Origin of the sequence: Aeromonas sp. Y311-2 (genome assembly GCF_027706025.1) — a bacterium.
In the GTDB taxonomy this organism is placed as follows: domain Bacteria; phylum Pseudomonadota; class Gammaproteobacteria; order Enterobacterales; family Aeromonadaceae; genus Aeromonas; species Aeromonas veronii.
The window spans coordinates 21478-45349 of the sequence record NZ_JAPDCL010000025.1 but is presented as its reverse complement, the minus strand read 5'-3'; the positions used below and the strand labels follow the sequence as shown (position 1 = coordinate 45349).

The 23872-nt window shown below is 60.9% G+C and carries 22 protein-coding genes; 11 read left to right on the top strand and 11 right to left on the bottom strand.

Annotation, left to right across the window (positions count from 1 at the left end; genetic code table 11):
- Positions 1-170: 170 nt before the first annotated feature.
- From OKC42_RS19085 to OKC42_RS19075, 3 genes are all read left to right on the top strand, one after another.
- Complete coding sequence (locus OKC42_RS19085; RefSeq protein WP_236323066.1) at positions 171-1334, top strand: multidrug effflux MFS transporter; 1164 nt, start codon at positions 171-173, stop codon at positions 1332-1334.
- 135 nt (positions 1335-1469) lie between these two features.
- Positions 1470-2531 carry an oxidoreductase gene (locus OKC42_RS19080; RefSeq protein ID WP_270820647.1) on the top strand — a complete coding sequence of 354 codons (1062 nt, stop codon included), beginning with the start codon at positions 1470-1472 and terminating at the stop codon, positions 2529-2531.
- Positions 2532-2840: 309 nt separating this feature from the next.
- The gene (locus OKC42_RS19075; RefSeq protein ID WP_270820645.1) at positions 2841-3089 is read left to right on the top strand and encodes a hypothetical protein; all 249 of its coding nucleotides are present in this window, start codon (positions 2841-2843) and stop codon (positions 3087-3089) included.
- Between the two features lie 62 nt (positions 3090-3151).
- Here the strand turns inward: OKC42_RS19075 and rimJ are convergent, their stop codons facing one another.
- Positions 3152-3703, bottom strand: coding sequence for a ribosomal protein S5-alanine N-acetyltransferase (gene rimJ, locus OKC42_RS19070; protein WP_139430045.1), 552 nt, complete (start codon positions 3701-3703; stop codon positions 3152-3154).
- Complete coding sequence (locus OKC42_RS19065) at positions 3703-4257, bottom strand: GNAT family N-acetyltransferase (RefSeq protein WP_270820643.1); 555 nt, start codon at positions 4255-4257, stop codon at positions 3703-3705. Before OKC42_RS19065 ends, rimJ begins: the two co-directional genes overlap by 1 nt.
- A gap of 346 nt (positions 4258-4603) precedes the next feature.
- Here OKC42_RS19065 and OKC42_RS19060 point away from each other — a divergent pair, with 346 nt between their 5' ends.
- The gene (locus OKC42_RS19060; RefSeq protein ID WP_270820641.1) at positions 4604-6379 is read left to right on the top strand and encodes a M4 family metallopeptidase; all 1776 of its coding nucleotides are present in this window, start codon (positions 4604-4606) and stop codon (positions 6377-6379) included.
- A gap of 32 nt (positions 6380-6411) precedes the next feature.
- Here OKC42_RS19060 and OKC42_RS19055 read toward each other — a convergent pair whose 3' ends face one another.
- A complete protein-coding gene (locus OKC42_RS19055; protein ID WP_005349020.1) occupies positions 6412-7305 on the bottom strand; it encodes a LysR family transcriptional regulator in 894 nt (297 codons plus the stop codon).
- A gap of 92 nt (positions 7306-7397) precedes the next feature.
- Here OKC42_RS19055 and mdtH point away from each other — a divergent pair, with 92 nt between their 5' ends.
- Positions 7398-8594 (top strand): multidrug efflux MFS transporter MdtH, encoded by a 1197-nt coding sequence (gene mdtH / locus OKC42_RS19050; RefSeq protein WP_005340523.1) that lies wholly within the window; start codon positions 7398-7400, stop codon positions 8592-8594.
- 139 nt (positions 8595-8733) lie between these two features.
- The gene (locus tag OKC42_RS19045) at positions 8734-9648 is read left to right on the top strand and encodes a bifunctional helix-turn-helix transcriptional regulator/GNAT family N-acetyltransferase (protein WP_270820639.1); all 915 of its coding nucleotides are present in this window, start codon (positions 8734-8736) and stop codon (positions 9646-9648) included.
- 43 nt (positions 9649-9691) lie between these two features.
- Here the strand turns inward: OKC42_RS19045 and OKC42_RS19040 are convergent, their stop codons facing one another.
- Both OKC42_RS19040 and prfC read right to left on the bottom strand, forming a co-directional pair.
- Complete coding sequence (locus OKC42_RS19040; RefSeq protein WP_204380228.1) at positions 9692-10168, bottom strand: ASCH domain-containing protein; 477 nt, start codon at positions 10166-10168, stop codon at positions 9692-9694.
- A 57-nt stretch (positions 10169-10225) separates the two neighbouring features.
- Positions 10226-11815, bottom strand: coding sequence for a peptide chain release factor 3 (gene prfC / locus OKC42_RS19035; protein WP_085942070.1), 1590 nt, complete (start codon positions 11813-11815; stop codon positions 10226-10228).
- Between the two features lie 429 nt (positions 11816-12244).
- Between prfC and OKC42_RS19030 the strand changes: the two genes are divergently transcribed.
- On the top strand, positions 12245-12967 hold the full coding sequence (locus OKC42_RS19030) for an SDR family oxidoreductase (protein WP_040067517.1): 723 nt from the start codon (positions 12245-12247) through the stop codon (positions 12965-12967).
- Between the two features lie 141 nt (positions 12968-13108).
- Here OKC42_RS19030 and OKC42_RS19025 read toward each other — a convergent pair whose 3' ends face one another.
- The 4 genes from OKC42_RS19025 to OKC42_RS19010 all read right to left on the bottom strand — a co-directional run bounded on the left by OKC42_RS19025 (position 13109) and on the right by OKC42_RS19010 (position 18260).
- Positions 13109-14152, bottom strand: coding sequence for a GGDEF domain-containing protein (locus OKC42_RS19025; RefSeq protein WP_270820636.1), 1044 nt, complete (start codon positions 14150-14152; stop codon positions 13109-13111).
- Between the two features lie 19 nt (positions 14153-14171).
- Positions 14172-14957 (bottom strand): tetratricopeptide repeat protein, encoded by a 786-nt coding sequence (locus OKC42_RS19020; RefSeq protein WP_270820635.1) that lies wholly within the window; start codon positions 14955-14957, stop codon positions 14172-14174.
- 225 nt (positions 14958-15182) lie between these two features.
- Positions 15183-16637: an ATPase RavA stimulator ViaA gene (viaA, locus tag OKC42_RS19015; protein WP_120414786.1), complete on the bottom strand. Its 1455-nt coding sequence runs from the start codon at positions 16635-16637 to the stop codon at positions 15183-15185.
- Between the two features lie 9 nt (positions 16638-16646).
- Complete coding sequence (locus tag OKC42_RS19010) at positions 16647-18260, bottom strand: ATPase RavA domain-containing protein (RefSeq protein ID WP_201944333.1); 1614 nt, start codon at positions 18258-18260, stop codon at positions 16647-16649.
- A gap of 21 nt (positions 18261-18281) precedes the next feature.
- Between OKC42_RS19010 and OKC42_RS19005 the strand changes: the two genes are divergently transcribed.
- The 3 genes from OKC42_RS19005 (at position 18282) to rimI (ending at position 19576) form a co-directional block, all read left to right on the top strand.
- Positions 18282-18563 (top strand): hypothetical protein, encoded by a 282-nt coding sequence (locus OKC42_RS19005; protein WP_270820633.1) that lies wholly within the window; start codon positions 18282-18284, stop codon positions 18561-18563.
- 10 nt (positions 18564-18573) lie between these two features.
- On the top strand, positions 18574-19008 hold the full coding sequence (locus OKC42_RS19000) for a DNA polymerase III subunit psi (RefSeq protein ID WP_270820631.1): 435 nt from the start codon (positions 18574-18576) through the stop codon (positions 19006-19008).
- 118 nt (positions 19009-19126) lie between these two features.
- On the top strand, positions 19127-19576 hold the full coding sequence (gene rimI / locus OKC42_RS18995; protein WP_042656300.1) for a ribosomal protein S18-alanine N-acetyltransferase: 450 nt from the start codon (positions 19127-19129) through the stop codon (positions 19574-19576).
- 37 nt (positions 19577-19613) lie between these two features.
- Here rimI and OKC42_RS18990 read toward each other — a convergent pair whose 3' ends face one another.
- Positions 19614-20117 carry a hypothetical protein gene (locus OKC42_RS18990; RefSeq protein ID WP_443111673.1) on the bottom strand — a complete coding sequence of 168 codons (504 nt, stop codon included), beginning with the start codon at positions 20115-20117 and terminating at the stop codon, positions 19614-19616.
- A 227-nt stretch (positions 20118-20344) separates the two neighbouring features.
- Between OKC42_RS18990 and OKC42_RS18985 the strand changes: the two genes are divergently transcribed.
- The gene (locus OKC42_RS18985) at positions 20345-22135 is read left to right on the top strand and encodes an AMP-dependent synthetase/ligase (RefSeq protein WP_101531120.1); all 1791 of its coding nucleotides are present in this window, start codon (positions 20345-20347) and stop codon (positions 22133-22135) included.
- Between the two features lie 81 nt (positions 22136-22216).
- Here OKC42_RS18985 and gshA read toward each other — a convergent pair whose 3' ends face one another.
- A complete protein-coding gene (gene gshA / locus OKC42_RS18980; protein WP_270820627.1) occupies positions 22217-23815 on the bottom strand; it encodes a glutamate--cysteine ligase in 1599 nt (532 codons plus the stop codon).
- Positions 23816-23872: the final 57 nt, after the last annotated feature.

Sequence of the window (23872 nt, the reverse complement as noted above, 5' to 3'; positions counted from 1 at the left end):
ACCCGCTGTGATGGGGTTACGGGGGATTTGCCGTCATCGAATAACCAGCTTTTTAATACATGTTTCCATAATGGAATAACCAAAGTGATTAAATACCATTTCTATTCATTACTGTGAGTCAGTAGACTCGCGCCCCAATTCAATAACCTGGCTGACTAAAGAGGTGACAGATGCCATTGATACTTTTACTCGTACTACTGGTGCTGTTCAGTCCGCTGGCTATCGACATCTACCTGCCCGCCATTCCGCAGATGGCCGAGCAGCTGGGCGCCGAAGTAACCCTGATGCAGGGCACCATCACCTGGTTCCTGTTCAGCATGGGGCTGGGGCAACTGCTTGTTGGCCCGCTGGCCGATCGCTACGGTCGCAAGCCCATCGCGCTGGGCGGCGTGCTGCTCTATGGCCTGAGCGCGCTGGGGGCCGGTTTTTCCGCCAGCCTCGGTGAATTGATGCTGGCCCGGGTGCTGCAGGGCTTCGGCGCCTGCGCTACTTCGGTCGCCGCCTTCTCGGTGGTGCGTGACAGCTATGGCCCGAAAAAGAGCGGTCAGATGATCTCCTATCTCAATGGCGCCATCTGCTTTATTCCTGCGCTGGCCCCCCTGCTCGGTGGCTGGCTCACCGCCAAGGCGGGTTGGTCTGCCAACTTCTGGTTTATGGCCGGTTATGCGCTCATCGTCGGCAGCTGGCTGATGTGGCGGATGCCGGAGACCCGCCCGGAGGAGACCCGCAGCGAAGGAGCCCTCATCAGCTGGTCCCGCTATAGCCCGGTGCTGCGCTCCCCCAGCTTCCTGTTCAATGCGTCCCTGTGCATGCTGGCGATGGCGGTGATCCTCGCCTATGTAACCGCCGCACCGGTGCAGCTGATGGTGAAACTGGGGCTCGATATGAGCGGCTTTAGCTACTGGTTTACCGCCAACGCCGCGCTCAACATTCTGGCCTGCTTTATGGCGCCGCGCTTTATCGCCAAGGTGGGGCCAAGACGCACCCTGCGCATCGGCCTGCTGGTGTTGATGCTCTCGGCCATCACCCTGACTTTGGCCATGCACATCGAACATCCGCTGGCGATGATGGGGCCGGTATTCCTCTCCAGCATCGGCTTTGCCATGATTCTGGGCTCTGCCGCCGGGATGGCGCTGGCACCGTTCGGCCACTGCGCCGGTACCGCCGCCGCTCTGCTCGGCCTGTTCCAGATGAGCGGCTCCGGCGCCCTCGTTGGCTTGACCGGTGCCCTGATGCACGACCCGCTCAGCCAGCTGGCGCTGCATATGTGGCTGCTGCTGCCGCCTCTGGTGATGCTGATGACCCGACGCGGCCGCCGCTTGTGTTTGCAATAAATCCTGTGCTCTGATGGGCACATTCGGGGGGCCATCGGCCCCCTTCTCGTTTGTATCGCCTTTACAACGAATGGCCATCCGGCAGAGAGCCTGTGATGGCGACCCCACTCACTCGATGTCAGCGGAGAACCCTCGATGAGCCACACTCTCAACGCAGCCCTGGTGGGCTATGGCTTTGCAGGCAAGACCTTTCACGCCCCCTTCCTCTCCACCACGCCGGGCTTGTCCCTGAGTTGGGTGGTGAGCCGCGATGCCGCCAAGGTGCAGGCCGATCTGCCCGACTGCCGGGTCGGCTCACTGGAGGAGGTGCTAAGCGATGAGACCGTCGATCTGGTGGTGATCGCCACCCCCAACGACACCCACGCTCCTCTGGCCCGCCAGGCGCTGCTGGCAGGCAAACATGTGGTGATCGACAAGCCCTTTGCTTTGGATCTGGCAGAGGCGAAAGCACTGGTCGAGCTGGCCGAAAAGCAGCAGCGGCTGCTCACCATCTTCCACAACCGGCGCTGGGACGGAGACTTTCTTACCGTGCGCCGTTTGATTGCCGAGGGGACGCTGGGGCAGATCGCCCAGTTCGAATCGCACTTCGATCGCTATCGCCCCGAAGTGCGCCAGCGCTGGCGCGAAGCGGGTGGCCCGGGTTCCGGCCTCTGGTTCGATCTCGGCCCCCATGTACTGGATCAGGCGCTGCAGCTGTTCGGCCAGCCGGACTGGCTGCAGGCCGATCTGGCCGAGCAACGCCCCGGCGCACTGGCGGACGACTACTTCCATGTGGTGCTGGGCTATGGTGAACGGTCTGGCGAGATGCGAGTGATCCTGCACGGCAGCTGTCTGGTTTCAGCCACCATGCCGCGCTTTGTCATTCACGGCAGCCAGGGCTCGTTCGTGAAATTCGGTATGGATGTGCAGGAAGATCAGCTCAAGCTGGGCAAGCGGCCACCGGCGGCGGATTGGGGCATGGATAGCGAACCCGGTCAGCTCAGCCGCATGGTCGATGGTCAGTTACAGCAGCAGAGCGTAGTGGGTGAGGCGGGGGATTATGGCGCCTACTATCGCGGTGTCTGCGCCGCCATCAAGGGCGAGGGAAGCAACCCGGTGCCAGCAAGTGAAGCGCTGGCGGTGATGGCGCTGCTGGATCTGGCCCGTCAGAGCCACCTTGAGGGAAAACGGCTGCTCTGTCAGAAGCTGTCTGACTAAGGTGCGGGTCATCGGCCGCGCTTGACCAACCTGGACCTTGTCAAACCGCCACAAGATGGCAGCAAAGCGGTGTTTTGTTGTGCAATAAGCACCATTTAACGGCATCTTGTATTGATATCAGTCGTTGCAGTGGAGCTTTTTATCCACGGCACGAAAAAATGTCATTGTGATATCCGTTTTCATCGGTAACTAATGGGGCTATATTGCGCCCGCCTGCTGCCTCCCGGCTTCTTGTTTCAATACCGGGCAACGGTGGGCGCTGTGATGGTTGCACAGACCATCTCTCCATCTTTTTTTGAGGGAATGCACATGAACAAAGTACTGGTAGTCGGTATCCTGGGTCTGATGTTGACTGCTTGCGGTCAGAAAGAAGAAAAAGCTGCCGCTCCTGCTGCTGCTCCGGCCGCCGAAGTTGCTGCCACTGTAGAAAAAGCCGCTAGCGAAGCCACCTCTACCGTAGAGAAGGCCACCTCCGAAGCGACTGCAACCGTAGAAAAAGCTGCTACCGAAGCCGCTACCAAGGTTGAAGCTGCAGTGAGCGATGCCAAGGCCAACTAAGCCTGCACCTCATTCGAAGACGGGTCCGAAGGCAACTTCGGACCCGTTTTTTTATCTGTCGCTCAGGGGGCCGGATTAATCAGCGAGGTGAGGATGTGATCCTCCCAGCGACCATTGATCATCAGATACGCCCGCGCGAATCCCTCCCGCTCGAAGCCAAGCCGCTCCAGCAGGGCGCCACTGCGCTGATTGGCAGGCATATAGCAAGCCATGATGCGATGCAGATCGTGCTCCTGAAACAGGTAGTCGATGGCGGCTGACAGCACCTCTCCCATCACCCCCTGCCCCTGATGCTGCTGGTCGATGGCATAGCCCAGATGACACGCCTTGAAGACCCCCATCAGGATATTGCTGAAGTTGCAGGTGGCGATCACCCGCTCGCCAGCCGGATCGAGGGCCACCAGATTGACGCCGGTGCCGTTGAAGAACTGGCTGTAGCTGTCCTGCAGCCGGGCATGCCAGTAAGAGAGGGTGTAAAAGTGCTCGTCCCGAAGCGGCTCCCAGGGGGTGAGATGGTCACGGTTGCGCCGGTAGAAGTCGAGCATCATGGGGGCCCGATCCGGCGACAGTATAGTCAGGTGGGTGCGGGCCGTCTTGATATGTGGCAGCGACATCAGGACTCCCTCTGTCTTAGCCACTCATCGCGCAGCAAGCTGTAGTGGGCATGGTCCACAATCCGGTTGCCCAGTCGCTCTGCGCGCCGGGTCACCCCCTCCAGCTGCATCCCGAGCCGTTCACAGACCGCTCTGCTGGGCTCGTTATCGGTAGCGGCGCTGATCTCCACCTTCTCCATCCCCATCTCTTCGAAGGCGTGGTGGATCAGGGCCTGACAGGCACGGGTGATGATGCCGTTACCCTGCCAGCGCTCCGCCAGCCAGTAACCGATGACCACCTTGCCAAGGTCGTGATCGATGCTGTTGTAACCGATGACCCCCACCACCTCCCCCTGATACTCGATGGTGGTGGTGAGCCCCTCGCCCCGGGCGAACTTCTCGATGGCACTGCGAATGAAGAGGGCGCTGTCGACAGGGCGCTGGATCAGTGGCGGCCAGGGTAGCCACTGGGAGAGGTACTCCCGGTTGTCATTGCAGAGGGCAAACAGTTCGCTCGCCATATCGGGCTGCAAGAAGAGCAGCGCAAGCTCGTCGTCCAACTGCCATGAAAACATGGGATTCTCCTTTCAAATCAGTGATCAAATCGCGAACCAGCACCCAATGTAGCCAATCGCCACTGGCCGCGCCAGCCACTTTTACGGCCCTCCTCCGGCAGGCTTCGCAGAGAGTAACAGCGCACGATCTCTCCTCCCTCAAAAGAGGAGGGTCGGTGTCTGAAACCGGATAATGCTCTCCACATGACACCGATAAATGCCCCAAAACGGCACTTTGGCAGATCCTGCTACCCCTTTGTGCTGTGCTGTCACTTTTGACAGGGGGCACTTTCCCTCACCGGCACTAGCTTCAAAACGCCCGACCTTCGGTCGGTTTATCAACCTCATCGATTTAAGGAAAGAAGAGATGAATAAAATTTATCTGGCCGTTGCGCTGGCCTGCTGGGGAAGCGCCGCACTGGCGGCGCAAGAGGTAGAGATCAACGTAACGGCAAACGGCATCCAGGCCATGACCGGCCTCAGTGCCGCGAGTGGTACCTTGCAGCTGGAAGATGGCGAGTTTCGTCAGGTGCGGGTGGTCAAGCTGCCCAACGGCCAGCAGCGGATCCGCTACGAGCAGGTCTGGAACGGCATCCCGGTAATGGGTCAGGTGGTGGTAGCTGACAAGAGCCTGAACGGCCAGCTGCAACAAGCCAGCGGGCGCATGCTGCGCCAGATCGATCAGAATGTGGCAAGCCCGGCCGCCACCCTCTCGCCACAGGATGCAACAAGCAAGGCCAAGGCGGGCAGCAAGGGGAGCAACGAGCAGGTCAAACTCTACGTGATGCAGGATGAGAACGGGCTGGCTCGGCTGGTTTATCAGGTCTCCTTCATCGCCGAAGGTGACAAGCCAAGCCGCCCCTTCGTCATACTTGATGCCCAGAGCGGTGAGGAGCTCAAACGCTGGGAGGGGATCAACCACAAGGATGCCACCGGCCCGGGGGGCAACATCAAGACCGGCAAATACGTCTACGGCACCGATTTTGGCCCGCTCATCGTCGATGACAACTGCCGGATGACCAGCCCCAACGTCGATACCATCAACCTCAACCACGCCACCTCTGGCGGCGCCATCCACCAGTTCACCTGCCCGGAGAACCAGGTCAAGGAGATCAACGGCGCCTACTCGCCCCTCAACGACGCCCACTACTTCGGCAACGTGGTGTTCGACATGTACCGCAACTGGTACAACACGGCGCCCCTCACCTTCAAACTGAAGATGCGGGTTCACTACAGCAAGAATTACGAGAACGCCTTCTGGGATGGCAGCCAGATGACCTTCGGTGACGGCGCTACCACCTTCCACCCGCTGGTGAGCCTTGATGTGGCGGCCCACGAGGTGAGCCACGGTTTTACCGAGCAGAACTCCGGGCTGATCTATTCAGGACAATCCGGCGGTATCAACGAGGCCTTCTCCGATATGGCGGGTGAAGCGGCCGAGTTCTACATGAAGGGGAGCAACGACTGGCTGGTCGGTGCCCAGATCTTCAAGGGTAACGGCTCCCTGCGTTACTTCGAGGATCCGACCCGGGATGGCAGATCCATCGGCCATGCCGCGGATTATCAGGAGGGGATGGATGTACACCACAGCTCCGGGGTCTATAACCGCGCCTTCTACCTGCTCGCCACCAGCAGCGGCTGGAACACCCGCAAGGCATTTGAAGTGTTCTTGCTGGCCAACCGCCTCTACTGGGGAGCCAACACCAACTACCAGCAAGGGGCCTGCGGCGTCAGCCGGGCGACCGCCGACCTGGGTTACAGTCAGGCGGATGTGGCACGGGCCTTCCAGACCGTCGGGGTTGATGCCAGTTGCGGCACCACGCCGCCACCGAGCGACAACGTACTGCAAAACGGCGTGCCGGTGAGCAACCTCGCCGCCAGCAAGGGTGGCAAGCTCAACTACACCCTGAACGTACCGGCGGGCACCAGGTCGCTGCAGATCAGCAGCAACGGCGGCACCGGTGATGCTGACCTCTACGTCCGCTTTGGCAGCGCCCCCACCAGCAGCAGTTATGACTGCCGCCCCTACAAGGGGGGCAATAACGAAAGCTGCTCGTTCACCAATCCCAAGGCGGGCACCTGGCATGTGCAGCTGTCAGGGTTTTCCGCGTTCAGTGGCGTAACCCTCAAGGCCAGCTACTGATCCACCCGATGCGGGCCTTGTCCCGCATCGCTCTACTCATTACGCCACCGTTTCGCCAGCGTGCGGGCGGTGGCCAACACGGTTTCCCGAGCCGGGTTGGGCCGCTTGCCACCTCGCCAAGCCATCATCACATCCCAATGCTCTTGCGGCAGATTGCGCACATCGAGCCTGACCAGCCGCCCCACCTCCAGATCCCGCTTGATGGCCAGCTCCGGCATCAGGGTGATAAACCCGTGTTCCAGCGCCAGATCCCGCGCCGCACTGGCGGGCTGCACCGCATGCAGGGGGCTGGCGGCCCGCCGCAGCCGCCGCAACTGCTGGATAAAGACGTCACACCCCGGCCCCCATACCTGAGGCGCCAGCCGCTGGTCGGCAATATCCTCCAGGGTGAGGCCGTGACAACCGGCCAGCGGATGCAATGGCGAGGCGATAGCGATAATGGGGGAGCAACAGAGCAGCTCCATCTGCAGGCCCGCAACCGGCGGACGCTTGAGTACAAATCCGATATCGGCCTCGCCGGTCAGTAGCGACTGCATGATCTCGCCGGAGTGATCCGTGGTGCAGCGGATCTCGAACGGCTCGTCCACCAGCTCCATCAATAGCGAGCCAAACACCACCGAAGTGAGGGAGGGCAGGCTGGAGAGACGGATACAAGGCAGCGCAGGCGCCCCCTGCAGTGCCAGCCGCCCTTCGCTCAGGATCGCCAGCGCAGAGCGGGCCGATGGCAGAAACTCCTCGCAGGCACGGGTCGGCGTCACCCCGCGTCGATGACGCTGAAACAGCGGCGCCCCGAGACTCTCCTCCAGCTGGGCAATCCGCTGGCTCACCAGCGGCTGTGACCAGCCACGAATGGCCGCAGCCTGACTAAAACTGCCCAGCTCGGCCACATCCAGCAACAGTTGCAGATCGTCCAGATCCATAGACATAAATAATCCTGATATGAAATATAGGTAGTTGTCGTCTACCACTATATCTAAACCCTCTCCAGAATGAAGTTATCTGTAAATGAGAGGGCGTTATGGTCGATAGGGCGAGGTTTTGGGGACGCTGGTTTCTGGCGCTGGATACCACACTGGTGATCCTGGGTTTCTTTGTGGTGATGCCGATGATCAGCCTGCGCTTCGTCGATCAACTCGGCTGGGCGGCCGGTCTGGTGGGGCTGGCGCTCGGCCTGCGCCAGCTGACCCAGCAGGGGCTGGGGATCTTCGGCGGTTCGCTGGCCGACCGCTTCGGCGCCCGCCCGCTCATCGTCACCGGCATGCTGCTGCGGGCGGTGGGCTTCGCCACCCTGGCCTGGGCCGACAGCGGCGCCATGCTGATCTTCTCCTGCTTCCTCTCCGGACTGGGCGGTTGCCTGTTCGACCCGCCACGGGCCGCACTGGTGATCAAATTTACCCGTCCCCATGAGCGGGGCCGCTTTATCTCCCTGCTGATGATGCTGGAGAGCGCAGGCGCCGTCACCGGTGCCCTGCTCGGCAGCTGGCTGCTGCGCTTTGACTTCACCTACGTCTGCCTGCTGGGCGCCGGACTCTTCACGCTGGCGGCTCTCTGCAACTGGACCCTGCTGCCCGCCTACCGCCTCTCGGTCAAACCGACTCCGATGCGGGAAGGGTTGGGGCAGGTGCTGGCGGATCGCGCCTTCTGCCGACTGGTACTGATCCTGAGTGGCTACTACATGCTGTGGGTACAGGTGATGCTGATTTTCCCCATTCTGGTCAAGCAGCTCTCCGGCACCACCACTGCAGTGGGCTGGATGTACAGCCTGGAGACGGCGCTGTCACTGGCGCTGCTCTATCCTATCGCCCGTTTCAGCGAGCGGCGCTATCGGCTGGAGAGCCGACTGATGGCAGGTATCCTGCTGATGACGGTGGGGATCGGGCTGGTCGCTTTCGTCAGCACCCTCTCCGGCATCTTCGTACTGCTGGCCTGCTTCTATCTGGGGATCATCATCTGTGAACCGGCCCGGGAGACCCTGATGACCCGGCTGGCCAACCCCACAGCCCGCGGCAGCTACATGGGCTTCAGCCGCCTCGGACTGGCGCTTGGAGGCATGACCGGCTATGTGGGCGGAGGCTCCCTCTATGACTTCTCGCTGCAACAGGGACAACCGGCCCTCCCCTGGCTGGTGCTCGGTACCATAGGCGTCGCCACCATGTTGCTGCTGGCCCGCTGCTTCTCCCGCCGCCCGGAGCTGGCCATCAGAGCCGCCGCCTGACGACCGCCCCACCTGCGGCAGCCCAATCAACGGGGCTGCCGCTCACCCCATATTCTGCAAGTCATCACAGCAAAAGGTTGCGAATTACAACTTTTACGCTATTTTAGTTGTCATGCACAACTAAAAAGGAAACCACGATATGGATCCCCGTCCCCTGCGCGCCCTGTCGCGCGATCTGGTTCGCGAACTCGGCATGCTCTCCCAGCAATGCGGCAATCTGGCCCTCACCCCCATCGAGGCTCACCTGCTGATCGAGCTGGAAAACGCCCCGGCCACCAACCAGCAGCTGGCAGAAAAGCTGCACATCGACAAATCCAACGCCAGTCGTCCGCTTGCGCGCCTCGCCGAGCGGGAGCTCATCAGCTGGCACCCGCACCCCTCCGACGGCCGCAGCAAGGAGGCCCGCCTCACCGTCAACGGTCAGGGGATGCTGCTGGAGTTGCACCGGGAGATGGACGGGGCGATGGAAGAGATGCTGGCGCAGTTGAGCCTGCCCGAGCGGGAGCAGCTGTGGCAAGGGCTGCGGCTCTATCGCAGCGCCCTCTCCCGCGCGCGTCGCCAGCGGGGTTACCAGATCCGCCCCATCACGGCGGCGGACAATGCCCAGATCGCCTTGGTAATTCGCGCCGTCTCGGCCGAATATGGCCTCACCGTCGATAAGGGGTATGGGGTCTCGGATCCCAATCTAGACACCCTCTCCCAGAGCTATCAGGGGGAAAAGAGCCGCTACTGGGTCATCGAAGGGCCGGACGGTTCCATCCTCGGCGGTGGCGGTATCGCGCCATTGGCGGGAGAAGAGGGAGTCTGCGAGCTGCAGAAGATGTACTTTATGCCCGCCCTGCGCGGACTGGGCCTTGGCAAGCGGCTGGTGTTGCAGGCACTGGACGAGGCGCGCGCGCTTGGTTATCAGCGCTGCTATCTGGAAACGACCGAGGTCTTGCGCGAAGCCACCAGCCTCTATGAATCATTGGGCTTTGAACACCTGCCCGGCCCCCTTGGCTGCACCGGCCACGGGGATTGCGAGATCTGCATGGTGTTAGACCTAGCGCTCTAAAGTGATAGCGGCAAGCAGGAGTCTCCCCTGCTTGCCGCTTCGTTTACTGCGGCAGCGCCACTACCCGGAATCGCTCCAGCACCAGCGTGGCGTGCTCATCAAATTCTCTCCCTTCCGCCTTCATCTCGCGTTCGAAAAAGGCCTTGTGCGCCTCGCGCCACCAAGCCTGAGAGCCATCGCCCTCCCCCTCCTCGGCGGCAAACGCAGCATCAACCTCATCAAATGGGCACAAGGTGACCGAGACTATTTCAACCAGCGCCTTGGGCAGACCACTCCAGTCGGTTACCACCAGTAGGTCCCCCTGTTCCGGCATCCGCTCGCCCTTCTCCAGATACCAGTAAGCGAGGCTACAGGTCGCTCGCTTGCGTCCTGCCACCACCAGCGAAGCACAGAGGTTGGCATTGTGTGCATCAGCACAGAAGTAGTCCGCCGAGACATGACGAGCCCGTGCTGCCACCGGCAGGGATAACAGATAACTCTCAGCCAGAGCCGAGCAGGCAGGATTCATCGATTCAACCATCACCTCTCCTTGATGCATAAAAAAATCCCGCCATCTGGCGGGATTTGGTAAGCAGTATCAGTGCTCGCGAGTCTGGCGGAACTCCACGTCGGGGTGACGCTCCTGGGCTAGGCGCAGGTTGACCATGGTCGGCGCGATATAGGTGAGGTTGTCACCGCCATCGAGAGCCAGGTTGACCTCGTTCTTGCGTTTGAACTCTTCGAACTTCTTGACGTCAGTCCCTTCGACCCAGCGGGCGGTGGAGACGTTGACCGCCTCGTAGATGGCCTCGACGTTGTACTCGCTCTTCAGACGAGAAACCACCACGTCAAACTGCAGCACACCGACCGCACCAACGATGAGATCGTTGCTGATCAGCGGGCGGAACACCTGCACAGCGCCCTCTTCGGAGAGCTGGACCAGCCCCTTGAGCAGCTGCTTCTGCTTGAGCGGATCGCGCAGGCGGATGCGGCGGAACAGTTCCGGCGCAAAGTTCGGGATACCGGTGAACTTGAGATCTTCACCCTGGGTGAAGGTATCGCCGATCTGGATGGTGCCGTGGTTGTGCAGACCGATAATGTCACCGGCGAAGGCGTCTTCCGCCTGCTCACGGTCACCGGCCATAAAGGTCACGGCGTCGGAGATGTTCACATCCTTGCCGATACGCACATGGCGCATCTTCATGCCCTTGCTGTAAGTGCCTGACACGATACGCATAAAAGCGATACGGTCGCGGTGTTTCGGATCCATGTTTGCCTGGATCTTGAACACGAAGCCGGAGAACTTCTCCTCGGTCGCCACCACTTCGCGGCTCTCGGCCTTGCGTGGCATGGGAGACGGCGCCCAGTCGGTCAGGCCATCCAGCATGTGGTCAACACCGAAGTTACCCAGTGCGGTACCGAAGAAGACCGGGGTCATCTCGCCAGCGATAAAGGCATCGTGATCGAACTCGGGAGAGGCACCCTGCACCAGCTCCAGCTCGTCACGCAGCTGCCGGGCCAGATCTTCACCGACGGCGGCATCCAGATCCGGGTTGTTCAGCCCCTTGACCACCCGCTTCTCCTGGATGGTGTGGCCCTGACCGCTCTGATAGAGATAGGTCTCGTCCTTGTAGAGGTGGTAGACACCCTTGAAGGATTTGCCGCAGCCGATAGGCCAGGTGATGGGGGCGCACATGATCTTCAGCTCGCGCTCCACCTCGTCCATCACTTCCATCGGATCGCGCACTTCGCGGTCCAGCTTGTTCATGAAGGTGAGGATGGGGGTATCACGCAGACGGGTCACTTCCATCAGCTTGCGGGTCCGGTCTTCAACACCCTTGGCGGCATCGATGACCATCAGGCAGCAGTCGACCGCCGTCAGGGTACGGTAGGTATCTTCAGAGAAGTCCTCGTGACCCGGGGTGTCGAGCAGGTTGACCAGACAATCGGCATAGGGGAACTGCATAACCGAGGTAGTGATGGAGATACCACGCTGCTTCTCCATCTCCATCCAGTCGGATTTGGCGTGCTGGCCCGAGCCACGGCCCTTGACGGTACCGGCGCGCTGAATGGCCTGTCCGAACAGCAGGACTTTCTCGGTGATGGTGGTTTTACCCGCATCCGGGTGCGAAATGATCGCAAAAGTGCGTCTCTTGGAGACTTCACTCAGAAATTCAGCTGACATAATTCAACGTTCTTCTATTGAGCGGTGGCATCAGCCACCGTGGGAATAAATCCGGAATGCCGCTCACGGCACATGTATACGCAACGAAAGCCACGCCAGCTGGCGTTTTGCCAACCTGGTGGAGAGAGGGAGGAGGGTTGCGTTACATGGGTCTTCTCGCCTGAGTCAAAGCAAAATTGCGCGACATTATACCCGCGCGAGTGAAAAATACCCAGCCTGACAAGAGATGATAATTTGGCCGCTCATCCGTTCCACAGGTTCCAACTGAACAGAAAATCAAACACTCCAAATCGGATGGCAGCATCCGGACTACGTGGAGTTGGCCTCCTCCCCATGCCAGCAACAACCACTCTTGATAAATTTTCATACTTGGACTTTCCCTATCCAGCTACAAATATGTAAATCGTATCTACATAATGGAGAGGTCATTACATGAAACATTCCACCCTGCACAATCAACAGATCGTCATTATCGGTGGTACCTCGGGTCTTGGCCTGGCCACCGCCCAACAAGCGATCGAGCAAGGCGCCAAGGTCATTATCGGCGGTTCCAGCCGTGAGCAGCTTGCCACTGCACTGGCTGAATTGGGCCCAAGTGCCAGTGGCCATCAACTGGATATTCTCGACGTCGACTCCGTCAATCACTTTTTCAACCAGCTGGATTCGCTGGATCATCTCGTCATTACCGCCGCAGTCATGCGACCAGGCAGCTTTCTCACCGCTGCCATCGAGGATTTGAAAATCAACATGGACAGCCGCTTCTGGGGAAGTGTTCATGCGATCCGCGCCGCAGCACCCAAACTGTCCGAACGCGGCTCCATCGTGCTCACGTCCGGGATGGTGACGCGTCGCCCACAACTAGGTAAGGCACTCCCTGCCGTTGCAGCTGGCGCGGTTGAAACGCTGGCTCACAGTCTGGTTACCGAGCTGACCCCCCGTCGGATCAACGTCATCAACCCGGGCCCCATGCGCACTCCCATGCTGCTTAAAGCGCTGGGCAATGACCCACAAAAAGTGGCTGCCGTGGCGCAAAGCCTGCCGTTGAAACGCTTGGGAGAGGGAGAGGATTATGCGCAGGCCGCGCTGTTCCTGATGAGCAATAACAACATGAATGGTGAGGTGCTTCACCTCAATGGCGGCAGCGCCTGGGCATAACGCCCTTTTGACGGTCTTCTGCGCTCGCGCTTGCCAATCTGTCATCGCAGGCAAGAACGAGCGCAGGGGACGAGTCCCATCGCCGTATCAGAGTGCTCCCCAATATCGATGACACCCTGGTGAGTGACAATACCCAGCCCGTCACTCGTCTGTTTCCACCCGGTTGCGCCCCGCCTCTTTCGCACGATACAGCGCATTGTCAGCACGCTGGATCAGGGCCGCCAGATCCTGATCATCGTCTCGCAGAGAGGCACATCCGATACTGATGGTTACCGGGTACGACATGCCGGGCAGCGCCCGGTTGGCGACCGAGTGACGGATCCGCTCAGCCACCCGGCACGCTTCTTCAAGGCTGGTATCCGGCAGCAGGATCAAGAACTCCTCTCCGCCGGTACGCCCCAACTGATCCTGGTGCCGCAGCTGACGATCTGCCGCCCGAGAGACCCATTGCAGCACCCTGTCTCCTTGATGATGTCCCAGGGTATCGTTGATCCGCTTGAAGTGATCGATATCGAACACCAGCAGACAAAATGGCGTGCCCTGCCTGCGAGCCAGCGCCAACATATCGCTGCCCTGCCGCAGCACCCGACGGCGGTTGTTGATGCCGGTCAGCTCATCGGTAAAGGCCAGACGACGCATCCGACGGTTGCGATCAAGCAGCCACCCCATCGTCAGCAGCGCCAGTCCCCCGCAGAGCACCATCACCACCAGCAGCCAGAAACGACGCTCCTTGACCTGCTCCAGCTCCTGCTGCTGCAACTGCTGTTCGACTCGCAGTCGCTCGTTCTCACCCTCCTGACGGGCCAGTTCGAACTCGCCGCGAACCCAGGCCGTGCTCTGTTCCCGTAACAGCTGATCGAGCCGCTGCTCCTGCACCAGATGCTCCCGCAATGCAGCCAGCGCCGCCGGATAGTCGCCTTGCAACTCGAGCGCCCGACTGCGTACCCAGTAGAGTTCGAGCAAAAAGCGCACGTGCCCTTCCACCTTCAAAATCGGCTCAATCTTCTCAAGCGCACGCAAGGCTGGCGCCGGTTCCTGCTGTTCGACTCTCAACCTCGCCCGCACCAGCTCGAGATGCGCATGGAGGATGGGGTCAACATCGGGAGAGAGCACCTTCGCAGCTTGTGCCAGCAAGCGTCCGGCATCAGCGGGGCGATCCAGCCCGAGCAGAGCCTCGGCCTGCATCACCATGCGTTCGGCATGCTCAATCAGATATTGAGGCTGATTTATAAAAGGCCGCACTGCGTTCAAGCTCGCCCAGCGCATCCTGATAACGCCCGGTCTGCAGATAGACCATCGCCAGTTGATCACTGAGCCTTGCCGAGCCAAATCCATCGTGGCTCCTGGCAAAATGCTCGCTCAACCGGTTGAGGGTGGCGAGCGCTTCGGCATAGAGGCCCATACGACGAAATGTGGCTGCAATCTCGAGCTGCGCCTGGTGATACCAGGTGGGCAACCCCAGCTGCTCATAGATATTGTGCGCCTTGGTGAGATCCATCAGCCCCTGGCCTGAGACCCCCTGAAAAGACAGCATGGCCCCCCGGCGGGCCAGCGCCAGCGCCTCCAGCTTTGGCAAGGCGGCCTCTCTTGCCAGCCGCAGCCCCTCATCGTAATCGTGACGAGCCTTCGCTACCTCGCCGAGCAGCTGATTGAACCAGCCGCGGCAAATCGTCAGTTCCGCCACGGCGGCGTCATCACCCTGCTCGCGCGCAATGGCCAGCATCCGCTCCGCATTGGCGATGGCGGTACGGGACTCCTGCATGTCATCGGCCGATTGGGCCCAGCAAGCCAGACGACTGATCCGCATCTGCTGCGACGGCGGATAGGCGTTGCCGTCCCGCTGCAAACGGGCAAGGCGCTCCCGCAACAACTCGATCGGCTGGTAGACCCGCTCCATCCCTCCCAGTTCATTTTCCAACTGCTCGGGGGACAAGGGTTTGGCTGCCAGCCCGAACGCCGCCAGCAACAGCAGCAAGGCAAGTCGGCTCATACATACTCCGGATCAATGGGAAAGATCATCGGGCAAGCCGATGCCGGAAAATCACCATCTTTCCCCTGTAACAATGGTTGTAAAGGCTATCACCCGGACAGAGAGCCCGAATGGCAGGCTAGTCACATTTTACTGCGATATCATCGCGTTGGAATAAAAGCGGGGATGCACAGCGAAAAAGAGGAGGCGGGATAACAACCAAGAGGGGTTGCCCCCTCCCGGTCACTAGTGATGCTGCCAGCGCCGCAGCAGCCGGCCGCGCAGGCCGCAATCGAGCAGCCAGCTGTTGTCAAATACCCGCAGCAGCGCCTGCTTGGCGTGGCGGGACATGGCGACGGCGTGAAAACGGGTCTGGCGCTGGCGATAGCGGTTCATCTGATCGAGCAGGGGATGAGGCAGGCTCTGGGCGATAAAGTCGGAGATGACCAGCACATCCGCCTTGGCAAAGGCGGGATCATCGAGCTTGACCAGCGCTTTTTCCAGGCAGGGCACCAGATCGGTACCGCCGTGAAAACTCATGGAGAGGAAGCGCTCCGCCTTGTCCAGACCGGTATCTGCGGTGATCTCGAGGGTCGCCACCTCGGTAGAGAAGAGCATCAGGTAGCAGCCGCGCTTCTCATCCATCGCCACCTTGAGCAACGCCAGAAAGAGTGCCTTGGCACACTCCTCGGGATAGCCCCCCATGGAACCGGAGGTATCGACGCAGACGATAAAGGGGCCTCGCTGCTGCAACTGCTGGCCACCCTGCTCCGGGGTGCGCAGCATGATGCGCTGGCGCGGCAAGGTGCCACGTGACTGATAGCTGAGCAGGCGCCGCTCCAGATAGCGGCGATAGAACTCCAGCTCCAGCTCCGGCAGCCCCAGCATCACAGCTTCACTTGGCAGCAGCCGCATCAGATCGTTCGCCTGATGGATGCCCACCAGATCGTCCGGCACATCGTCGCTGGGTGCTGGCTCCAGCTCCAGCACCTGCACCGGCGGCACAGGTTGCTCCTGCGCCCGCCGATCCCGCTCGCTGCGCCCGAGCAGGCCGGCAATCTCCGCCAGCAAGGGTTCGCGCTGCAACATGCGGGCATACTGCTTGACCAGCACCAGACTGCGCTTGTGCCAGTGCCCCTGTGCCAGATCCCACAGGCCACCAGCCGAGATTTTGTTGGGATCGAGGGCATCGGCCAGAGTGCGGCTCGCCAGCAGCTGATCTTCAATCTCCTGGCGCTGCTTCTCCCGCTCCGCTTCGGCGATCTGCTGCTGCAGTTGCAGCAAGCTTCCCACCAGACTGGCGCGCCACTTGTCGATAAAGAGCTGGCGCAGCCCCTCGGTGGGGTGGGCCGTCAGCTGACGCACCAAGGATCGGGCCTCACCGGCGAAGGGGCTGTACTGCTCCAGCGACTCCAGTAGGCCGGGCAGGCGACCAATCAGCTCGGTCATCGGCAGTTGCCGGTGCGCCTGATAGAGCAAGTACTCCTGCTCCAACGCCACCGGCACCGGCTTGTGACGGATCTCCTCACCAAGCTGCTCGCCCCAACTCTGCAGGCGCTTTTTCAGCAGCTTGCCCTGTAGCGGGGAGCGTTTGATAAATTCGGAAATCTTGGGTGAGGCCGCCAGCAGCGCCACCACCTCTCCCGCCAGCTCACCCTCTCCCATGAGAAGGCCCAGATCCAGCATGCCGATCTCAAGCATGAGCGCTCCTTACTCGTCCAGCCTTGGCAACCGCTCGCGCCACTGGGTCAGCTCGCTACGCAGCAGTTCGAGATCCCGGTTCAGCACGAAGAAGCTGTCTTCCACCTGCTGCAGCCAGCGCTGGGCGATAAAGAGGTGTTGCTGGTGACGCTCGAACAGGCTGCGCTGCTGCTTGAGTATCTGCATCACCTTGCCGACCTGAACCAGCTGCTCGTCGAGTGACTGCAACCAGGGCGCCAGCACCACCTCGGGGATGGCGTTGCGCTCCATTAGCACCAACGGGATCTGCTGGCGCTGGATATCGAGCACCTGCAGCCGCAGCTCATCGTCCAGCACCAGCTCGTAATGCCCCTCTTTCGGGTTGCCGAACTCATAACCCACCAGCGCCTCACCGGTGGGATGCCAATGGGAGAGCAAGGTGCGATCGAACACCAGGGTGCGGGTGAGCCGTTCAGGATCGCCGCCATCCAGCGGCGCCGGGGTGAGCAGATGGAAGTGCACCTGCTTGCCAAAGGGTCTGGCATTGGCGAGCGGGATCTCGATACCCCGGGCCCGCCGGCCAAACCACTGCTTGCGTTGGCGGGCCTTTGTGCAAAGGCGTTGGGCCACGCTCTGTTTGAGCTGTTTGAACTGATCCCGCAACGCCAGCAGCTGACGGGTCATCGCCAGTTGCTGATAGCCGTAGAGACGGGAGAATTCGGTCATCATCTCCAGCAGGGCGGTGCGGGACTCCTCGTCATGCCAGAGACAATCCTTGAACAGCAGCAGATCTACCGGTGCGACCTCATCGCGGCCATTGAAGAAGGCGCTCGCCTTGATAAGCCGTACTGCCTTCTTCCAGCGGCGATCCGACACATAGCAGCGATGGGCCAGCTGGCTGTCGAGCTGCTGGCGCAGCTGATAGATGAGCTCGAAACAGGCATCCGGCAGGCGCACCTGTTCAATCTGGCTCTGCCACTGCTCGTACTCATCCCCCCGGATCTGCAGGGATTCCGGCAGATTCTGGTGGGCGTGACCATCGCTGGCCAGCATGGATTGAAAGTTGGCTTTCTCCTGCACCCGGTCCATCCAGATCCGCACCAACATCCGGTCGTAGAGCGCTTCCAGCCCGCTGTCCGGCGCCGGCAGCTCGTTGGAGGCAGTCACCAGCAAGCGCATCGGGATGGGGTGCTGGCTGTCGCCGTTGCGAAACTGCCGCTCGTTGATGGCGGTGAGCAGGGTGTTGAGGATGGCGGGACCTGCCTTCCAGATCTCGTCGAGGAACACCACCTCGGCCTCAGGCAGATAACCTGTGGTGAGACGCAGATATTTGCCATCCTCTTTCAGCGCCTGAATGGAGAGGGGGCCAAACACCTCCTCCGGCGTACTGAAACGGGTCATCAGGTATTCAAAGTGGCGGGCGTCGTGAAAGGCCAGCTTGAGGCGGCGGGCGATCAGGCTCTTGGCAATACCGGGTGGCCCCAGCAAGAAGACACTCTCACCGCTGAGGGCCGCCAGCAGACCGAGGCGCAAGGCATCCTGCCGTTCGTAGAGTCCCTCACCGAGGGCGGCCAGCAGCCGGGGCAAGCGCTCCTGGATGGGAATAAGACGCGCAGGATTCTGGGCTTGAGCTAAAGACGACATAGAGAGTGTTCCGAAGCTGGGATGATGTTAGCCCCAAGGCGCGATATCCATTTGCTCGACCTTGGGTTTTGTCTTGTTATGATGTTTATTCTGGTATCTCTTGCCGCACAATACCCGCCTCTGGCAGGAAAAAACGCAACGGCAGTGCGATACCGTATCGGCAGCGTGCTGCGCTCATGCATAGCCAGTGTCGTGATGGCACCATGCCCGCATGCGCCAGATGATGCGTTGCAAAGGGTGCAGCAAAAGCGGTTCGAGTGTACCCTGCGCAACACAATTTTCCCCAATGCAGATCAAGAGTGAGTCGCCCCAGATGCAAGATCCCGTTCGTCAGAGCATGTTGGCCCGCATGGGCATTCAAAGCTGGCAACTGCGTCGTCCGGCATTGCTGGGCGCAGCACCCGCTCCCGAGCTTGAGCAAAACGCCACACAGCCGGGCCAGACGGCACCGGCCACCAGCGCTCCGCTGCCCAGCGGCAAACTCTGGCTGCTGGCGCCTCAGCTGCCTGCCACCACGCTGCTGGCGGATATCTGCCAGTTGCTCGGCATGACCCCCGACGAGGTCTCACTGCTCAGCGAGCTGCCGCCTGCCGATCTGCAAACGGCGGATACCTCCCCCCTGCTCTGGCTGACGGAGGCCAACCCCGAGCGGCCAAATGCGCTGATCTGCCCGCTCGCCCCCAGCGCCGCGCAAAAGCGCGCCCTGTGGCAACAACTGCGCCAGCACCTTGCGACCAGCGCGGCGTGATCCTGCATCATGCTGCCAAGTCCCACTGTGATGCCGCTCTTTTTACCTGATTTTACAAATGCCGCCTCTGCAACCTCTGCTAACCCCAGTGCCCAACATCTTGCCATCCGGAGCCCCCATGCCTGAGTTTCGTCCCCTGCTCGAGAGCGATTTCGACCTTGTCTACCCCATCGAGCAAGCCGCTCACAAGGAGCCGTGGAGCCAGGCCAACCTGCTCTCCTGCTTCGGTCCTCGCTATCTCAACGGTTTGATGCTGGTCGATGGTCGCCCGGCGGGCTTCTATATCTCGGATCTGGTGGCCGGTGACAGCTCGCTGATGAACATCTGCGTGCATCCGGCGTTTCAGGGCAAGGGGTTGGGGCGGGCGCTGTTGCAAGCCTATCTGGCGCGCAGCAAGCAAGCCGGGGCAGAGGCCTGGTTTCTCGAGGTGCGGGCCGGTAACCAGACCGCCATCAACCTCTACGAGAGCGCCGGTTTTGCCGAGTATTGCCGCCGCGCCGACTACTACGGCACCGGTAACGACAGGGAAGATGCGGTGCTGATGTCGCGACTGTTCGATTTCGGCTGATCCAGCCTGTTCGTCGCGCCCATACCTTTTGTCCCCCTCAATCGAGGGGGGCATTGTCCAGCGCCGGATCCTGCAAGGCCAGGGTGGTATGCACCACCGCCTCGAATCCGGCACCGGAGAGCGGCATATAGAAGCCACGCTGCCAGGTTTTTCCAGGCATCCAGATCTGGTCGATATCCACCACTATTTTGATGGGCCTGAGAGGCTGGCCCGGCTGCTGGATATAGATGCCGGGCGGCGTGGCAACCTTGGGAAAGCGGCGCAGGATCTGCTCGCTGCCATCCCCCTTGCCCGGGTTGAGCCGCACCTTCACCAGCCGGGCAAGCGGGCCAGCCATCTCCTTGCTCTGCCAGAATTTCTTCTCCAGATCGCCGCAGCGGCGGCACTTGGGGGTCTCCAGCACATAGAGCAGCGGATAGCCCAACGCCAGCGCCTGTTGCTGCGCCTGCTGATACCCCTCGGCCCCCTGATACCAGGGATTGGCGGGCCCCTGTGATGACGTTCCGGTAAAGAACCAAAACGCAGCGCCCCCCACCACCATCAGCCCGACCGCGGCCAACGCCCCTTTCACCCACAGATTCATATCGTTAACCCTCTCTCTGCCTCCTAGCAGTATCGGCCAGTCTGCGCAAAGGGAGAGCTATTTGCGCTCTTTGTGATCCAAGACAAACGGCGAACACTTGTAAGCCGTAATGTTGGAGTTTAAACTCTAGCCCGATTTTTAGTGCCCTCGCGGGCGTACAACTGTAATTAAAGGATGTTTAACTGATGCCGAAGCTTCATCTGGTTCGACTGATGCGTGAACGTATTGCCCAGCTTGGCAACAAGGCTGCCCTGCGGGTTCAGCAAGATGGCCAGTGGCGCGCCATCGGCTGGCGTACTCTGGGCCAGGCCATGGACTACTGCGCACAGGCGCTGATCCGTGCCGGCCACCAGCCAACCGAAATGGTCGGCATCTATGCCCGCAACATGCCGGAGTGGACCCAGGCAGATCTCGGCATCCTTGCCGCCCGCGGTGTCAGCGTCCCTATCTACCCCACCAGCACGCTCGATCAGCTGCGCTACATCGTCAAAGATGCCGGCATCAAGGTACTGTTCGTTGGCGAGCAACCCCAGTTCGATCAGGCGCTGCAACTGATTGAAAGCGGCGAGATCCGCCAACTCATCGCCCTCGATGGCAACGTCAACCTGCGCGGCTGCGAGCAGGCGAGCCACTTCCAGACATTTCTGGTCTCCGGCAACCATCAGCCCAGTGAACAGGAACTGCGAGTACGGGAAACCCAGTACCGGATGGATGATCTGCTGACCCTGATCTACACCTCCGGCACCACAGGGGAGCCCAAGGGGGTCATGCTCGACTTCAGCAACATCGCCGCCTGTTTCGAGATGCACAACAGCCGCCTCGACCTCAATCAGCAGGATGTGTCGCTCTGCATGCTGCCGCTCAGCCACGTGTTCGAGCGGGCCTGGAGCTATTACGTGCTCTACTGCGGCGCCGAGAACGTCTATATCCGCGACCCGCAGAAAGTGATGGATGTGATTGGCGAGGTGCAGCCGACCGTGATGTGCGCCGTGCCGCGCCTCTACGAGAAGGCCTACGCCATGATCCAGGCCAAAGTCGCTCAGGCTCCGGCTCTGCGCCGCGCCCTGTTTGGCTGGGCAACCCGGGTCGGCAAGCAGATGGTTGCCACCCGTCAGGCTGGCAAGTCCGCCTCCCCGCTGCTCTACGGCCAGCTCTGGCTCGCCGAGCGACTGGTGTTTCGCAAGCTGCGCGCCCGCTTTGGCGGCCGCACCCGCTTTCTGCCGGTGGCGGGCGCCCGCCTGGCCGACGATGTGAACCTCTTCTTCCAGGCGATGGGGCTCAACCTCAAGTACGGCTACGGCATGACCGAAACCACCGCCACCGTCTGCTGCTACGAAGACAGCCAGTTCAAGCTCGGCTCCATTGGCACGGCACTGAACGGCATCGAGGTGAAGCTGGGTGAGAACAACGAACTGCTGGTGCGCTCCCCCACCGTGATGCGCGGCTACTACAACAAGCCGGACGCCACCGCCGAAGTGATGACCGAGGATGGTTTCCTGCGTACTGGCGATGCCGGTGAGCTCGACAGCCAGGGCAATATCTACTTCACCGAGCGTCTCAAGGAGCTGATGAAGACCTCCAACGGCAAATACGTAGCACCGCAGCTGGTGGAAGGGACCATCGGCAAGGATCGCTTTATCGAGCAGATCGCCATCGTCGCCGATGCCCGCCACTTCGTCTCGGCGCTGATCGTGCCCTGCTTCGAGTCGCTTGAGGAGTACGCCCGCTCCATCAACCTGCAGTACCAGTGCAAGACCGAGCTGCTGCGCCACTCCCGGGTGATGGAGTTCTTCGAAGCCCGCATCGCCGACTTGCAAAAAGAGCTGGCCAAGTTCGAGCAGGTGAAGAAGTTCACCCTGCTGCCGAGCGCCTTCTCCATGGAGCTGGGTGAGCTGACCCCCACCATGAAGCTGCGCCGCAAGATCATCGAGGCCAAGTACCAGAGCGAAATCGAGGCCATGTATAACCACGTCTGATATCGCTCAGGTTCAGAGAAATCAAAAAGCCGCTCACTCGAGCGGCTTTTTGTTGGCACTTTGGTTGGTACGAACCCGCCTTCAGGCCGGGGTCTTACTGGTCCCGAAGTAGTCGGCCAGGAAGTCATCGAACGACAGGCTATCACTGCGCTCGCGCTCCCGCTGCTTGGCCAAGGAATCCTTCGCCTCACCGGCAAAGTAGGCCTCATCCCAGTACTGCAGCTCCCCTGTCAGCAGCTCCTCGCGATAGCGGGTCGCCAGCTTGTCGCCGTAGCAGCCGTTGTCCTTGCCACTCTCCAGCAACTCCTTGAGCATGCGAGCGGAGTAGGTGAGCTCGGGGTTGAGCAGCTTCTCGCGATGCATCGCCAGCGTCTCGCGATAGCGGTTGCGGCCACAGCAGCGATCCAGCAGGTCGGCCACCTGAGCCAGCTCGTCAAACAGTTTGAGGCCGTACTCTTTGAGGCCAATGGCATTGCCCTGCTCATCTTCCAGCGTCAGGCCGGGACGACGCCCTTCCAGCACTACCTTGTTCTGGTTGCGGCGGTTGCGGGCAATCTCCTCGTCACTCAGCACCGGAGAGGGACGCAGCAGGCACCAGACCAGGAACAGGTCGAAGAAGCGGATCTGATCCGCATCGATGCCGAGCGGGGTGAAGGGGTTGACGTCCACGGTGCGCAGCTCGATGTATTCGATGCCGCGCTGATCCAGCGCATCCGAGGGCTTCTCGCCGCTGCGCGGGGTGCGCTTGGGGCGGATCGGGGCGTATAGCTCGTTCTCCAGCTGCAACACATTGTCGTTGAGCTGACGATACTCCCCATCCACCTTGACCCCGATCTTGGCAAAGTCGGGATTGTGGGTATTGATGGCGCGGCGCAGGCTGCTGACATAGGCCGGCAGATTGTCGTGGCTGATCTTGAGCCCAGCCTGGGCGCTGTTGGTGTAACCGAGATCGGAGAGACGCAGCGCGGTGGCGTAAGGCAGATAGAGGGTGCCCTTGCCGGTCTTCTCGAACGGCAGGCTGCTCTTGCGCCCTTTGAGGAAGGATTCGCAGATGGCCGGGGAGGCGCCGAACAGATAGGGCACCAGCCAGCCGAAGCGGTAGACGTTGCGAATAAGCCCCATGTACTTGTCGGAGATAAAGCGCTGGCTGCAGCATCCTTCGCACACCAGATCCTGCCACTCGCTCCAGAAGCTGTCTGGCATGGAGAAGTTGAAGTGCACCCCGGCGATCACCTGCATCAGGCTGCCGTAGCGGTTCTTCAAGCCCTGACGGTAGAGAGTCTTCATCTTGCCGATGTTGGAGCTGCCGTACTGGGCCAGCCGGATGCTCTCTTCCCCGCCGACGAAGCAGGGCATGGAGAGCGGCCAAATCCGCTCGTCACCCAGATGCTGAATCACATGGTGATGGATGTCGCCGAGCTGCTCCATCAGGCTGTCGATGGAGTCGGTGGCCGGGGTGATGAACTCCAGCAGGCTCTCCGAGTAGTCGGTGGTGATATTGGGATGGGTCAGGGCCGAGCCCAGTGCCCGGGGATGGTCACTCTGGGCGAGTCGGCCATCCGGCGTGATGCGCAGGCATTCACGTTCGATCCCGCGCCGGATCCCCTTGAGCGCGGTGAGGCGCTCCGGTGATCCCAACGCATTCAGCAACTCGGTGAGCGACAAGCTTGTTGTAGTCATATTCACGGCTCATGTGAGGCCGCCCCATCCGGGGCGGCTCTTGATTTTTATAAAGCG

Coding starts and splice junctions, on each gene's coding strand:
- OKC42_RS19085 (WP_236323066.1), top strand. CDS start 171: ATGCCATTGATACTTTTACTCGTACTACTGGTGCTGTTCAGTCCGCTG.
- OKC42_RS19080 (WP_270820647.1), top strand. CDS start 1,470: ATGAGCCACACTCTCAACGCAGCCCTGGTGGGCTATGGCTTTGCAGGC.
- OKC42_RS19075 (WP_270820645.1), top strand. CDS start 2,841: ATGAACAAAGTACTGGTAGTCGGTATCCTGGGTCTGATGTTGACTGCT.
- rimJ (WP_139430045.1), bottom strand. CDS start 3,703: ATGTCGCTGCCACATATCAAGACGGCCCGCACCCACCTGACTATACTG.
- OKC42_RS19065 (WP_270820643.1), bottom strand. CDS start 4,257: ATGTTTTCATGGCAGTTGGACGACGAGCTTGCGCTGCTCTTCTTGCAG.
- OKC42_RS19060 (WP_270820641.1), top strand. CDS start 4,604: ATGAATAAAATTTATCTGGCCGTTGCGCTGGCCTGCTGGGGAAGCGCC.
- OKC42_RS19055 (WP_005349020.1), bottom strand. CDS start 7,305: ATGTCTATGGATCTGGACGATCTGCAACTGTTGCTGGATGTGGCCGAG.
- mdtH (WP_005340523.1), top strand. CDS start 7,398: ATGGTCGATAGGGCGAGGTTTTGGGGACGCTGGTTTCTGGCGCTGGAT.
- OKC42_RS19045 (WP_270820639.1), top strand. CDS start 8,734: ATGGATCCCCGTCCCCTGCGCGCCCTGTCGCGCGATCTGGTTCGCGAA.
- OKC42_RS19040 (WP_204380228.1), bottom strand. CDS start 10,168: ATGGTTGAATCGATGAATCCTGCCTGCTCGGCTCTGGCTGAGAGTTAT.
- OKC42_RS19030 (WP_040067517.1), top strand. CDS start 12,245: ATGAAACATTCCACCCTGCACAATCAACAGATCGTCATTATCGGTGGT.
- OKC42_RS19025 (WP_270820636.1), bottom strand. CDS start 14,152: ATGCAGGCCGAGGCTCTGCTCGGGCTGGATCGCCCCGCTGATGCCGGA.
- OKC42_RS19020 (WP_270820635.1), bottom strand. CDS start 14,957: ATGAGCCGACTTGCCTTGCTGCTGTTGCTGGCGGCGTTCGGGCTGGCA.
- viaA (WP_120414786.1), bottom strand. CDS start 16,637: ATGCTTGAGATCGGCATGCTGGATCTGGGCCTTCTCATGGGAGAGGGT.
- OKC42_RS19010 (WP_201944333.1), bottom strand. CDS start 18,260: ATGTCGTCTTTAGCTCAAGCCCAGAATCCTGCGCGTCTTATTCCCATC.
- OKC42_RS19005 (WP_270820633.1), top strand. CDS start 18,282: ATGATGTTAGCCCCAAGGCGCGATATCCATTTGCTCGACCTTGGGTTT.
- OKC42_RS19000 (WP_270820631.1), top strand. CDS start 18,574: ATGCAAGATCCCGTTCGTCAGAGCATGTTGGCCCGCATGGGCATTCAA.
- rimI (WP_042656300.1), top strand. CDS start 19,127: ATGCCTGAGTTTCGTCCCCTGCTCGAGAGCGATTTCGACCTTGTCTAC.
- OKC42_RS18990 (WP_443111673.1), bottom strand. CDS start 20,117: ATGGTGGTGGGGGGCGCTGCGTTTTGGTTCTTTACCGGAACGTCATCA.
- OKC42_RS18985 (WP_101531120.1), top strand. CDS start 20,345: ATGCCGAAGCTTCATCTGGTTCGACTGATGCGTGAACGTATTGCCCAG.
- gshA (WP_270820627.1), bottom strand. CDS start 23,815: ATGACTACAACAAGCTTGTCGCTCACCGAGTTGCTGAATGCGTTGGGA.